This is a genomic window from Isoptericola sp. AK164, assembly GCF_029643425.1.
Classification (GTDB): Bacteria; Actinomycetota; Actinomycetes; order Actinomycetales; family Cellulomonadaceae; genus Isoptericola; species Isoptericola haloaureus.
The window spans coordinates 3,518,038-3,530,963 of the sequence record NZ_CP119106.1 but is presented as its reverse complement, the minus strand read 5'-3'; the positions used below and the strand labels follow the sequence as shown (position 1 = coordinate 3,530,963).

The window sequence follows — 12,926 nt, the reverse complement described above, 5'->3', positions numbered from 1 at the left end:
ATGAACCAGCACATCGGGGTCGCGATCTCCGGCGGCGGGCACCGCGCCACGGCCTGGGGCCTCGGCACGCTGCTCTACCTCGTCGACAGCGGCAAGAACGAGGAGGTCTCCGCGATCTCCTCGGTGTCCGGCGGATCGATCGCCAACGGCGTCGTGGCGCAGGAGACCGACTACACGACCACCGACCCGCCCGACTTCGACCGCAGCATCAGACGGCTGGTGCGGCACCTCGCCGACACCGGCCTCTTCTTCTGGGGTCCGCCCACCAACGCCTACCTGCTGTCGGTGTTCGCCGGGGTCGGTGCCGCCCTGGCCACCCTGCTGTCCGGCGTCGTGTTCGCGTTCCTCGACGGCCTGTCGTGGCGGTCAGGTCTCACGCTGCTCGCCGGGAGCGTGCTCCTGGGGCTCACCGCCCGCTGGTTCGAGCGCCGCTCGCACGTCCTCGACCGCGCGCTGGCCCGGACCCACTTCCACCGGGACGGGAGGTCGACCCGGCTGGAGGACGTCGACCGGCCCCTCGACCACGTGGTGTGCGCGACGGAGCTGCAGTCGGCCGAGCACCTCTACCTCACGCCCCGGTTCCTCTACTCCTACCGGCTGGGCACCGGCTCGCCGAACGGCATGCGGCTGTCCACCGCTGTCCAGGCGTCCTTGAGCATGCCCGGCGCCTTCACCCCGCGGCGGCTGAAGACGGCACCCTACGGCTTCCACGGTGGCCCGCAGGATGGGGGAGTCGCCGAGGACTTCCTGCTCACCGACGGCGGCGTGTACGACAACCTGGCCGACCAGTGGCCCGACGGCCTTGAGAAGAGGCTGGAGCGCTCGCCGGACCTGCCCGTCGTGGGTCGCACCATCGACGAGCTCGTCGTCGTCAACGCCACCACCGCGCTGGACTGGAGGCGGCTGCGGTACGCCCGCCGGTTCCTGGTGGGGGAGCTGTTCACGCTCCTGCGGTCCAGCAGCGTCATGTACCAGGTGCCCACCGAACGGCGTCAGCGTGGCCTGGTCCACAACTGGGTCGAGTGCGAGCGCACCGGCCGCGGGCAGCGGGGAGCGATCGTCCAGATCCAGCAGTCCCCGTACCGGATCGCCGACGCCTTCCTGACGAAGGGCGACGAGGACCGGGCCCGGCGAGCCCGCGCCGTGCTCGACCTGCTCGGCGACGACGACGAGTCGCGCCGGGCCTGGCAGGACCGGGCGGAGGCCGACGCGGCGGTGCCCACCGTGCTGCGTCGTCTCGGCAGGACGGCGACGGTCGACCTGCTCGAGCACTCCTACGTGCTCGCGATGTGCAACCTGCACGTCCTGCACGGGTACCCGCTCCTCGAGCTGCCGGGACGCGAGCGGTTCTCGCGTCTCCTCGAGGAGGAGCAGGCGTCGACGGCCTAGATCGCGGCGGCCGAGCGTGTCGTGAAGCGTGTCGTGACCCGCGTCAGGCCCCGACCTGCTTGGCTGACGCGGGTGCGCAGGTCGTGCAGAACATCCGCCGTCCGAGGTCCAGCTCGCTGGGCGCTCCGGGGGAGTAGTCGACCTCCTCGTGCGCGTGGGCGACCCGGGTGTGCCGGACGCACGAGGCGGCTCCGCACTGCGAGCACACGGTGACCGCGGGCGTCGTGGTCTGCTGGTCGGTGGCACATTCGAAGCAGTTCATGGGGCATCTCCTGACAGGCGTGCAGCGCGGCTCCGTCGCGCTCGCGGCCGGCCGTCCGGGAGGGGCCGGCTCTTCCAGTCTGGCACCGCGCGGGGGACACGCACGGGGGCCGTACGACGAGCAGGTCCCCCGTCGCCGCCGCATCATGGCGGGGAAGGAGCAGTCCGGCCGACCCGAGGGAGGGCGTGCCCATGGCCACGCAGGACCAGGTCCAGCTCATCGCCTATGCCGACAGGCTCGGCGGTGACCTGCGCGGGCTGGCCGGCTTCCTGCGGCGTGACGAGGTCGCCGGCGCGTTCGGCGGCGTGCACGTGCTGCCGTTCTACACGCCGTTCGACGGCGCGGACGCGGGCTTCGACCCGGTCGACCACACCGCCGTCGACCCGCGGTTGGGCACGTGGGACGACGTGCGCGACCTGGCGCGCACGCACGACGTGATGGTCGACCTCATCGTCAACCACGTGTCCGCGGACTCGGCCGCGTTCCTCGACGTCGTCGCCCGTGGGGACGCCTCGCCCTGGGCGCCGATGTTCCTGACGATGTCGTCGGTGTTCCCCGACGGCGCGCGGGAGGAGGAGCTCGCCCGTATCTACCGGCCCCGGCCCGGGCTGCCCTTCACGGCGATCCGTCTCGGGGACCGGCTGCGGTACGTGTGGACGACGTTCACGCCCCAGCAGATCGACGTCGACGTCACCTCGGAGCTGGGCCGCGAGTACCTCACCTCGATCCTCGACGCCGCGGCCGGCGCGGGCGTGCGGCTCGTCCGGCTCGACGCCGTCGGCCACGCGGTCAAGACGCCGGGCACCACGTGCTTCATGACGCCCGAGACGTTCGACTTCATCGCGGACTTCGCCGGGCAGGCGCGCCAGCGCGGCGTCGATCTGCTCGTCGAGGTGCACTCGTACTACCGGCGTCAGGTCGAGATCGCTCGCGAGGTCGACCTCGTCTACGACTTCGCCCTGCCGCCGCTGGTGCTGCACGCCCTGTACACGGGCGACGGCACGGCGCTGGTGGACTGGCTGCGCGAGCGTCCGCGCAACGCGGTCACGGTGCTCGACACCCACGACGGCATCGGGGTGATCGACGTCGGACCGGACCAGACGGTCGCCCCGGGCGAGGCCGAGCGGCCGGGGCTCCTCACGCCGGAGCAGGTCGACGCGCTCGTGGAGGGCATCCACGAGCGCACCGGTGGCGCGTCGGCCCGCGCGACCGGCGCCGCGGCGTCGAACCTCGACCTGTATCAGGTGAACTCGACGTTCTACGACGCGCTCGGGCGCGACGACGCCCGCTACCTCGCCGCGCGGACGATCCAGCTCTTCACGCCGGGCATCGCGCAGGTCTACTACGTCGGTCTGCTCGCGGGGGAGAACGACGTCGAGCTGTTGGAACGCACCGGCGTGGGACGGGACGTCAACCGGCACCACTACACGTCCGCCGAGGTCGACGCCGCCCTGGCCACCCCGCTGGTCCAGCGCCTGCTCGCGCTGTGCCGCTTCCGCAGCACCTTCCCCGCGTTCGACGGCGACGTGGACGTCGCCCTCGACGGGTCCCGCCTCACGATGGAGCGCCGTGGCGCCGAGGTGCCCGACGCCGTCGCCCGCCTCGAGGTGGACCTGGCCTCCGGCGCGGGGTCGCTGCGTTGGTCCCTCGCGGAGGGTGCCGAGGCCGCGATCGACCTCGGCGGCTTCGCGCCGCAGGACCTCGGCGGGCCTGCCGGCCGGTGAGCCGGCGGCTCCACGGGCTCCGGTCTGGAAGAGTCGGCGCATGACCGAGACGTTCGACGACCTGCTGCGGGCCGGGGCGTCCGCGGACGTGTCCGGATGGGACTTCGCCTGGCTCGAGGGCCGGGCGAGCGAGGAGCGTCCGCCGTGGGGCTACGCCCGGCTCCTCGCCGATCGGCTCGGCACGGCGACGGCCTCGTTGGACGTCCAGACCGGTGGCGGCGAGGTGCTGGCCGAGGCGCCCGCCTTCCCGCCGACGGCGGTGGCCACCGAGTCGTGGCCGCCGAACGTCGCGCACGCGACCCGGCTGCTCCACCCCCGCGGCGTGGTCGTGGTCGCCGACCCGGACGAGCCGCCGCTGCCGTTCGGCGACGGGGCGTTCGACCTGGTCACGAGCCGGCATCCCGCGACGATCTGGTGGGCCGAGCTCGCCCGCGTCCTGCGCCCCGGCGGCACCTACCTCGCGCAGCACGTCGGGCCGGCGAGCGCCTTCGAGCTCATCGAGTTCTTCCTCGGCCCGCAGCCGGAGGCGCGCCGCGGGCGCCACCCCGACGACGAGGCGGCCGCGGCGGAGGCCGCCGGTCTGGAGGTCGTGGACCTGCGGACGGCCCGGCTGCGCATGGAGATCCACGACGTGGCCGCCGTGGTCTACCTGCTGCGCAAGGTGATCTGGTGGGTGCCGGACTTCACGGTGGACCGGTACCGGGACCGGTTGCGCGACCTGCACGACCTCGTCGCGGCCGAGGGGCCGTTCGTCGCGCACTCGACGCGCCACCTCGTCGAGGCCCGCCGTCCCGACCGCTAGCCCATCTGCGCGACGCCGGCGGTGAACTCCCAGTGCCACGGCTCGTACTTCGAGCCGCCCGGTCGCGCCCAGGCCGGGTTGTCCCAGCCGTAGGCCGGGGCGTTGGCCCGGAGCCAGTCGTAGCGGCTGCCGGCGTACGAGTCCGGGCAGATGTCCACGGCCAGTCCCCACCCGTGGTTCGACGTGCCGGGAGGGGCCGCCAGGGAGCCCTTCGCCGCGCGGGTCGAGACCTGCAGGGCGTAGCTGCGGTAGCCGTCGGTGATGCACATGTTCTCGCCGAAGGTCGCGCGGTAGGACTCGTTGAGCCGGGCGAGGGCCACGGCCGCGTCGGCCCGGACCAGGGTCTTGCCGTCCCACAGGGTGCACATCTCGCTGGCGGAGAGGTAGCCGTTGGACCCGGCCCCGGTGGCGTAGCCGTCGCACCCCGGCAGGACCGGGGGCTCGGGAGCGGACTCGACGTCGAGCGACACCGTCTCGCCGGACATCGTGGCGTCGCTCGGGACGACGATGCCACCGGCGGCCTGCGGCGCCGTGCGGGCGGTCCGTGCTCCGCTGCGGGACGCGCCCTGCTCCCGGTCGACCAGCACGGCCTGGCGGGCCGCGGCCACGACGGCGGCGGCGTCCCGCTTCGTCTCGGCGGCGTCCGGAGTGTCCGGCGTGGCCCGGATGCCGGAGGGTGCGGTGTCCGGCGCGGCCGAGCGCACCGGCTGCGGGGTCCCGTCCGCCACGGCCAGGCCTGTCGTGGTGGCCATCGTGACGGCGATCCCGATGCCGATGCTCAGCGGCCAGCTCGTGGGCGCGAGGGAGGACCAGGTCGGTCCGGAACGGCGTCGTCGGTCCGCGGACGAGGCGACGTGCCGCCCCGGGCCGCGGGGCGAGGTCCGGGGCGTGGTGGAGGTGGTGGTGCGGGGCAGAGGCGTGTCGCGGGCGTGCCTCATCGCCGTCCCCGGCGGCGGTGCAGCGGTGCGTCGGGCCGGGGTGGTGCAGGGGTGGTGCAGGGCATCGTCGGCATCTCCTCGCGCCTGCGGGGTTAGCTGTCGGGTTCGGGTCGGAGACTGACCCGGCCGGCAGGTCTCCCTGCGCGGCTTCACCCCGAGGACACGTCCGTGCCCGAGAGTGGGTCCCCCGTCCCTGTCGTCGTTCTCGCGGGTGGTCCGGGGCGGTGACAGGGCTCGGCGCCCGCTCCGGAGACCCCACGCTGCCGTGAGGCTGCCTGGACCCTATCCCCCCAGGCCACCGATGTCACGGAACGATCACGGGCGACCCGCCTCTGCAGCGCGCAGCACGCAACGAGCATCGAACCACTGCGCTCCTGGGGAGGGCGAAGAGCCCTCGGCGCGTCTTGCCCGTTGCCGGGTCACCTAGGGGGAGAATCACCCCTATGGGTGGAGTCGGTTCAGGCGCGACGGCTGAACTCGAGGTCAAGCCCCTGGGAGTGGTGTAGCGCGTCGTGATCCGTCGTTGGTTAAGCGCTGAGTTCGAGGACGGGGTCGGTGGGCACCTCCGTTCCGGAGTTGGTGACCGGGGTGAGGCGGCAGCGGGCCAGGAGGTCGAGGCCGAGGTAGCGGCGGCCTTCGGCCCACTCGTCGGTCTGTTCTGCCAGCACTGCACCAACGAGGCGCACGATCGCGTCGCGGTTGGGGAAGATGCCGACGGAGTCGGTGCGGCGGCGGATCTCCTTGTTCAGCCGTTCGGCGGGGTTGTTCGACCAGATCTGGGTCCACACGTCCTTCGGGAAGCCGGTGAACGCCAGGATGTCGGCGCGGGCGGCGTCGAGGTGTTCTGCCACCGCGGGGAGCTTGCCCGCGACGTAGTCCAGCAGGCGGTCGAACTGGGCGTTCACGGCGGTGGCGTCGGGCTGGTCGTAGACCGAGTGCAGCATCGCCTTCACGGCGGGCCACAGGCTCTTGGGCGTGATGGCCATGAGGTTCGCGGCGTAGTGGGTGCGGCATCGTTGCCAGACGGTCCCGGGCAGGTTCGCCGCGACGGCCTCGACCAGCCCGGCGTGCGCATCGGAGGTGACGAGGCGGACTCCCGCGAGGCCGCGGGCGACCAGGTCGGCGAAGAACTCGTTCCTCGCGGTCCTGGTCTCGGCGGTCGCGACGCGCATGCCCAACACCTCGCGGTGCCCGTCGGCGTTGACCCCGGTCGCCAGGAGCACGACGGCGCTGATGACCCGGCCTGCCTCGCGGACCTTCATGGTCAGGGCGTCGGCCGCGACGAACGTGAACGGGCCGGCTGCGTCCAGGGGCCGGTGGCGGAACGCCTCGACCTGTTCATCGAGGTCGGCGGCCATGCGCGAGACCTGCGACTTGCTCAGGGAGTTGATGCCGAGGGTCTTGACCAGCTTGTCCATCCTCCGGGTGGACACACCGGCCAGGTAGCAGTCCGCGACGACCGTGATCAGCGCGGACTCGGCCCGCTTGCGGCGCTCCAGCAGCCAGTCGGGAAAGTAGGTTCCCGTGCGCAGCTTCGGGACCGCGACGTCGATCGTGCCGGCTCGAGTGTCAAGGTCGCGGTGCCGGTACCCGTTGCGCTGCGCAGTCCGGGACGCGGACCGCTGGCCCCACTCGGCGCCGACGACCGCGTCCGCATCGGCGCTGAGGAGGGCGTTGATCACCGTCTGCAACAGCGATCGCATCAGATCGGGCGAGGCCTCGCTCAGGGCCTCGCCAAGCAGGCCGGCAGGGTCGACAATGTGTGGTGCGGTCATCGTGATGCTCCGTTCGAGGGTGCTGTGAAGGGTTCACTCGAAGGATCACGCGGTGGCCGCACTACGTCTCGCCGAAGATCTCGACGACGACCCTGGCGACCGCGCTACACCACTATCGGGGACTCAACTGAACTCGAACGAGGGAGGTCGGTGCGAAGCCATGAGCAATGACATCTGGGTTGCGCTTATCGAGGTAGCTCCGCTGTTGCTGGCGATCGGAGCAGGGGTCTTGCTTGTTCTCCTCTTCCGAAAGGTTTTGGAGGAAAAGCTGCTGAAAGCGAACAAGGTGGTGATCGGCAGCTTTGCGCTGGAGTCTGCCGGGGAGGCGCTCGAGACTGCCCGTCCGGACGCACCCGTTCCGGATCTGGTCGCCGAAGCGCTGGTCCAGCGCACGAAGAAGCTCTCGGGCAGCCTCGTGTCGCTCAGGATCCTGTGGGTCGATGACAGGCCGTTGGGGAACCAGCATGAGCGGCGCTACTTCCGAGCTGCTGGTATCACCGTGGTGAATGCCGTCGACACTGAATCTGCGATGCGCGAGCTCCGACGGGACGATTACGACATCGTTGTTACCGACTTTGCCCGGGAGTCGGGCCCAGATGATGGAATCCTGTTCGCGAACCAAGCCAGGAGAGAGGGTTTTGACCAGCCCTTCGTGGCATATATCGGCCGGGTCGATCCCACGAAACCGGATCCTCGGGGGTTCTACAAGGTCACGGACAGGCCAGATGACCTCGTGTCAGCAGTGCTCGAACTTGCCGAGGCGCGGGATCGTCGACTCCGCCGAACGGCAGGTCGTCGAGGCCCTTCATGACGTCGGGATTCCCGGCGGATCGGAACGAACGGAGGCGGCCGCGGCGAGCAGGGCGTCGCGGGAGGGGATGTACTCGACGCCGAGCTCGCGCGGGGCGTCGGAGCCGTCCACGTCGGGGTTGAGGCCGAGACCCTGGGCCGCGGTCCGCAACAGCGGCACCACGCGGGAGAGGCCGCGGACCAGCCAGTCCGGGGCGACCCGGCGGGCGATCCTCGCGTCCGGATAGGCCTCGCGGAGGACCTCGGCCATCTCGGGGATCGACAGCACGCCGGCGTTCGCCGGGAACCGCTGCCCGACGGTGCCGTCGTCGGCCATCGCCCGCACGTGGATGCGCGCCACGTCGCGGACGTCGACGACCGGCATGCTCAGGCGGGGGAGCATCGACAGCCGGCCGGTGAGGAGCTGCTCGACGGTCTCCAGGGACGACCCGTAGTGCTCGTCCATCGCGGGCCCGAACACCATGCCGGGGTTGACGACGGTCAGCCGCATCTCGGGATGCTCGGCGACGAACCGCCACGCCGCCTGCTCGGCGAGCGTCTTGGACGCCTCGTACGCGGAGGTCTTCGGGCCGTCGACCTCGGTCCAGTCCTCCCGGGTCTTGCGCCGCGACCACTGGTGGTCGGCGGGCTTGTAGATCGCCCCGCACGTCGAGGTCAGCACCACGCGGTGCACCCCGGCGGCGCGGGCGGCGCGCAGGGCGCGCAGGGTCCCGTCCACCGCGGGCCGGATGAGGTCCTGAGGGTCCCGGGGCGGGGCGGCCGGGAAGGGGGAGGCGGTGTGGATCAGGACGTCGACCCCGGCCAGGGCCTCGTCCCACCCGTCGTCGGAGGTGAGGTCCAGCGAGACGAACTCGATCCCGGCGCCGGGGAAGAGCGCCTCGACCTGGGCGCGCCGACGCTCCGACCGGACGGTGGCGCGGACGGTGTGCCCGGCGTCGAGCAGCTCGCGCAGGACGTGCTTGGCGATGAAGCCGGAGGCTCCGGTGACCAGGACGGTGGACATATTGCTCCTTCGTCAGGGGCGGCCGGTGTCGGGAGTGCCGCAGCTTCACCAGCCAGGGTAGGGCGACCGCCCATCGTCGACGTGCTGCGGGAAGGCGGCCACCGTCAGGCGCCGCAGCCCGGTGGCGAGTACCCGTTGCACGCTGTAGCCGGCGGCCCGCACGCGCGGGGTGGTCACGTCGACGGTGACCGCGCGTCCCGGCGTGGAGCGCAGCCGCGCGAACGGCGACCCCGCGACTCCCGCGGCCACCGCGTCACCGGCTGTGTCGGCGGCGCTCGCGGTCCGCTGCCGTACCTGCGCGACCACGGCCGGGTCCAGTCCGTACTGGACGTGGCACATCGGGTCGATCAGGCGCCGCCGGTCGGCGAACGCCTCGCCGTAGCGTCGGTCGGGGTCGTACGGGGCCAGTCCGGCGACTCCGCCGTTGCCGAGCTCCGGTGCTCGCCGGATCAGGCTGTCGGCGCCGGCCAGGTCGCGTGCCGAGGCGTGCTGGATCAACGCCTCGCACACCGCCTGCTCGGCGGCAGCGGCCGGGTCGGCGGCGCACCCGTAGCCGAGCGCGACGACCCCGTCGCCGGCGTCGTCGGCCACCGCGAGCCGGACCGGCACCCCGTGCGGCGACGGCACGGCCAGCACCCGCACGGTGACGGCGGCACCGTCGCCGCGGAGGCCCGGCGGGACGTCGGCGGACGGGAGCGGATCCGTGGAGTCGTGCCACCACCGGGCGACGGCGTCCTGGGCCAGCAGACGTCCGGAGGCCCGGTCGAGCGCCTCGCTCGGGTCGCGACCGGCCTCGAGGCCGACCAGGTTGTGCCCGTTGGTGGGCACCTGTCCGTCGAGGCCGGCGGCGAGGTAGCCCGCGTGCACCAGGCTGAACGGCACCCAGCACGACGCCGTACCGCCGTCGAGGTGCTCCGTCCCCCGCAGCCACCACTGGGTGTCGTCGGGTTCGGGGCGCGTGAACGGGAAGCCCGCCAGGTCGTCGAGAGCAGGATCGTGCGGGCGCCACTCAGCGAGGGTCAGCACCCTCTCGCCGGCGGCGGTCAGCTCGGCGGTGGAGGCGGGGCGCAGCTCACCCTGGCCCAGGGGTGCGCCGCACAGGTGCGCCAGGCCCGAGAGCACGGCGGCCAGGCCGGCGTCGTCGCCGAGCGAGCCGGCGGGTGCGAGCAGGTCGGGCTGCCACCGTGGGTCGACGCTCGCGAGGTGCGGCAGCTCGGCGTGCCGGTGGACGAAGGGCCGCGGAACACGCGGATCGGCGGGGCGGCGCGCCACGCGGTGCAGGAGCCCGGTGACCGGGTCGACGACGGCGGGCGGGTCGACGGCGTGCGGATGCCACGCGCCGTCGGTCCACCGTTCCAGGACGCCCCCGGCCGGGCCGGGATCGCGTCGGTCCGGAGACGAGGCAGCACCCGTCGTCCGGCCCGCGACGATCGCCACCGGCTCCTCGACGAGTGCTCTGGCCTGCTCCGGGTCGGGGATCGTGGCCCGCAGCAGCGCTGAGATCGTGTCGGCCAGCTCGACCGCCCGGCCGGCGGTCAGGCGGATCCGATAGGTCGAGCCGGCGAAGGGCCAGCGCACCACGTGGTCGACTGCGCACTCAGCGTCGCCCGGCTCCTCGTGGTCCAGCGCGACCGCGGCCTGCGCCAGCCCCTGCTGGCTCGCCGCCACGACCTCGGGGCCCGGAGGCGGCTCGGAAACCGGCGAGCTGCCGTCAGGGGCGGCCAGCGTGTTCAGCGTGGAGCGCGCCGCATCGCCGTCCAGTTCGTCAGCGCCGACGTCGAGCACCCAGCGCCGTCCGTCGTTCCGGCACACCAGGACGCGGTCGTCGCCCAGCCGGTGGACCGTCAGCCTCATGCGTGCGGGATCGGGAAGTGGTTGAGGCCGTCCTCGGGCAGCGCCGTCGTGCGCCATCCGAGCTCGACCGCCAGGTCCTGCACCCGACGTCGGCCCAGGAACGGGAAGGCCGAGGGGGCGTTGCCGACGGTGCCGGGTACGACGGCCCGGACGACGCGCATCCCGGTGGAGGCGACGTCCGGGGAGGTGATGTCGACGACGATCACCTCGTGCCCGGCGGCCTCCAGTGCCGCCCGGTACACGTCCGGGGTCCGCTCGGGCAGCGAGGGCGTGTCGGCGAAGGTGCGGGTGACGGGCCGGTCCAGGAGGGGAGCTACCCGGGCCACGGCGCGCGGGTCCAGGTGCACCTGCTGCTGGACCATGAGGTCGTCGCAGTCGCGCATGTCCGCGCGGTAGGAGTCGAGGTAGCGGCGGTCGGCCCGCCACGGCTTGAAGGATCGGCTGTTGAGCTCGCCGCGCTGCATCGCGTCCCAGTGCGCGCCGTCCGCGCGCAGCAGGTCGCGGCTTCCCTCCTGCAGGGTGCAGGCCTCGGTCCAGGCCTTGGCCGCGGCTGCCTCGGGGGTGTTCCGGCAGGCGAAACCGACGTTGACCAGATTCTCGACGTCGTTGTGCAGCACGCCCGCCGCGACCGGCACGCCGAACTCGTTGTCCAGCATGATCAGGCTGGGACGCTGTCCGTGCTCGGCCGGGACGTGTTCCCAGACGCGGGCCAGGTCTCCGGGATCGGTGGCGTCGAACGGGTGGGCGTTGAGCCACCACACCATGGTCACGTGCCGCTCGATGATCTCCTCCAGCGCGGAGGTGACGGCGTAGTCGAGCGTGGGACCGGCGGCGATCCCGGCGAACGGGCAGAAGTTCGTCACGGGGGCGGCCGAGTACCCGGCCGTGAACCAGTTGACGTACACCATGCTGGCGGGCACGAGCAGATCCTCGCCCGTGGTGAGCGACCGGCCCGGAACCCAGTGCATCTCCAGGTCGGGCGTCATCGGGACGAACGGGAAGCCCGGGGTGTCGTACTGCTGGTCGGAGTACAGCACCAGCTCGGCGGGGTCCAGCACGCGGGTGCCGCGGCGGCGCAGTTCCGCGAAGCTCCCGACGGTCACCGGCAGGGTGTCGAGCAGGTTCCCGCAGTACCGTTCGGCGGCCTCGCCGACGGCGCTGGCGCGGGCCTGGGCCGGGTCGCCGAACGCCGAGCCCTGGCAAGAGGTGTTGTTGGCCCACCGCGACACGCGCCGCATGTTGCACACGTCGCTCTGGGCGGTCGCCAGGGCGGGCGGGATGCTGGGGTGATGGGTGACGTCGCGGGTGCGCTGGACCAGTCCGGTCAGCGGGTCGACGAGGTCGTCGGGGGTGTGGGGCCTCGAGCCGCTGAGGATCCGCGTGGGCAGCGGCAGCACCGGGTGGGTGCGCGCGCTGCCGTCGGCGGCGATCTCCCACACGAGATCCCCGGGGCGCTCCGCGTCCGCGTCGGCGGACTCCGCGCCCGAGAGCAGCTCGAGGGCGGTGCGCAGCGCGTCGGCGAGGTGCCGCGGCGGAGCGCCGGCGTCGCCGCGGACGGCGGGGGAGCGCAGCGCCCGGTGCGCCTCGGCGTCGAACGCCGCGGCGGTACGTCGGTCGGCCAGGTCCTCGTAGCTCGCGCCGACGCCGGGGGTGACGAACGGTCCCAGCCAGACGGCCGACCGGCTCACCTCGAGCGCCACCCACGGGGTGCGGGCGTCCGCGCAGAGCCGGTCCAGGGCGACGAGCGTCGCGTCGTCGCCGCCCCGCACCGCGTAGACGAGCAGCTCGCCGGTGCGGAAGGCGCGGTGGACCACCCGCTGCCAGTCGTCGGCGGGCACGGCCCGGACGGCGACGTCCGGGTAGGCGGTCCGGGCCACAGCGGTCCGGGCGACCGCCTGCAGCGCCGTCACCACGCCGGGGTCGCCGGTGAGCAGCAGGTCCCCAGGTCGCGCCGCGGTCGCGTCGCTGTCGTCGTACGACGGCGCGGCCTCGCCGAGATCGGGGCCGGACGCGGCGCTCGGGGTGAACGCGCCGTCGCGGTCCAGGACGTCGCGCAGCACGGCCGCGGCCTCGTCCCACCCGTCGGGCAGGGCCGGGCTCGCCTGCCCGGTGGTCCACGCGTCGAGGATCTGCAGCACCCGCTCGGCGGGCACGTCGAGGACGAACGACGTGCCGACCGGCGTGGTGACGATGCTGCGGCCCGCCGCGAGCGGACGGACCTCCACACGGGGCGTGAGGGTGAGCGAGGGGGTCGGCACGGGCGGGTCCTTTCGGGCGGCGAGCGGGGAGGCGGTGGGGCGGGTGCCCCCGGCTGCCTGATCAGGACCAGGCGGCCGGGAGCACCCGCTGCCTGGTCACGACCAGGCGAA

General features: G+C 73.0%; 10 protein-coding genes and 1 riboswitch. Of the genes, 4 read left to right on the top strand and 6 right to left on the bottom strand.

Going from position 1 to position 12,926, the window contains the following annotated elements; all coding sequences use genetic code 11:
• Entirely contained in the window at positions 1–1,389 is a 1,389-nt protein-coding gene (locus PO879_RS16090; RefSeq protein WP_278235866.1) for a patatin-like phospholipase family protein, read from the top strand.
• A gap of 43 nt (positions 1,390–1,432) precedes the next feature.
• On the opposite strand, the gene PO879_RS16085 is transcribed toward PO879_RS16090, so the two are convergent.
• Complete coding sequence (locus PO879_RS16085) at positions 1,433–1,651, bottom strand: DUF2180 family protein (protein WP_278235865.1); 219 nt, start codon at positions 1,649–1,651, stop codon at positions 1,433–1,435.
• A 191-nt stretch (positions 1,652–1,842) separates the two neighbouring features.
• On the opposite strand from PO879_RS16085, the gene gtfA reads away from it, so the two are divergent.
• Together gtfA and PO879_RS16075 are read left to right on the top strand one after the other, a co-directional pair.
• Positions 1,843–3,375: a sucrose phosphorylase gene (gene gtfA, locus PO879_RS16080; protein WP_278235864.1), complete on the top strand. Its 1,533-nt coding sequence runs from the start codon at positions 1,843–1,845 to the stop codon at positions 3,373–3,375.
• A 40-nt stretch (positions 3,376–3,415) separates the two neighbouring features.
• Positions 3,416–4,177, top strand: coding sequence for a class I SAM-dependent methyltransferase (locus PO879_RS16075; protein ID WP_278235863.1), 762 nt, complete (start codon positions 3,416–3,418; stop codon positions 4,175–4,177).
• On the opposite strand, the gene PO879_RS16070 is transcribed toward PO879_RS16075, so the two are convergent.
• Both PO879_RS16070 and PO879_RS16065 read right to left on the bottom strand, forming a co-directional pair.
• Positions 4,174–5,115, bottom strand: coding sequence for a D-alanyl-D-alanine carboxypeptidase family protein (locus tag PO879_RS16070; RefSeq protein WP_278235862.1), 942 nt, complete (start codon positions 5,113–5,115; stop codon positions 4,174–4,176). The genes PO879_RS16075 and PO879_RS16070 overlap by 4 nt on opposite strands.
• Before the next feature lie 87 nt (positions 5,116–5,202).
• Positions 5,203–5,305, bottom strand: a riboswitch (cyclic di-AMP (ydaO/yuaA leader).
• Positions 5,306–5,642: 337 nt separating this feature from the next.
• Positions 5,643–6,890, bottom strand: coding sequence for an IS256 family transposase (locus PO879_RS16065; protein WP_278235861.1), 1,248 nt, complete (start codon positions 6,888–6,890; stop codon positions 5,643–5,645).
• A gap of 160 nt (positions 6,891–7,050) precedes the next feature.
• Here PO879_RS16065 and PO879_RS16060 point away from each other — a divergent pair, with 160 nt between their 5' ends.
• Complete coding sequence (locus PO879_RS16060; protein WP_278235860.1) at positions 7,051–7,701, top strand: hypothetical protein; 651 nt, start codon at positions 7,051–7,053, stop codon at positions 7,699–7,701.
• On the opposite strand, the gene PO879_RS16055 is transcribed toward PO879_RS16060, so the two are convergent.
• The 3 genes from PO879_RS16055 to PO879_RS16045 are packed head-to-tail and all read right to left on the bottom strand — an operon-like array spanning position 7,696 to position 12,815.
• A complete protein-coding gene (locus PO879_RS16055; protein WP_278235859.1) occupies positions 7,696–8,703 on the bottom strand; it encodes an NAD-dependent epimerase/dehydratase family protein in 1,008 nt (335 codons plus the stop codon). The two genes, PO879_RS16060 and PO879_RS16055, sit on opposite strands and share 6 nt — an antisense overlap.
• Before the next feature lie 45 nt (positions 8,704–8,748).
• Positions 8,749–10,557: a YcaO-like family protein gene (locus tag PO879_RS16050; protein WP_278235858.1), complete on the bottom strand. Its 1,809-nt coding sequence runs from the start codon at positions 10,555–10,557 to the stop codon at positions 8,749–8,751.
• On the bottom strand, positions 10,554–12,815 hold the full coding sequence (locus PO879_RS16045) for a YcaO-like family protein (protein ID WP_278235857.1): 2,262 nt from the start codon (positions 12,813–12,815) through the stop codon (positions 10,554–10,556). The genes PO879_RS16050 and PO879_RS16045 overlap by 4 nt, the downstream gene beginning before the upstream one ends.
• Positions 12,816–12,926: the final 111 nt, after the last annotated feature.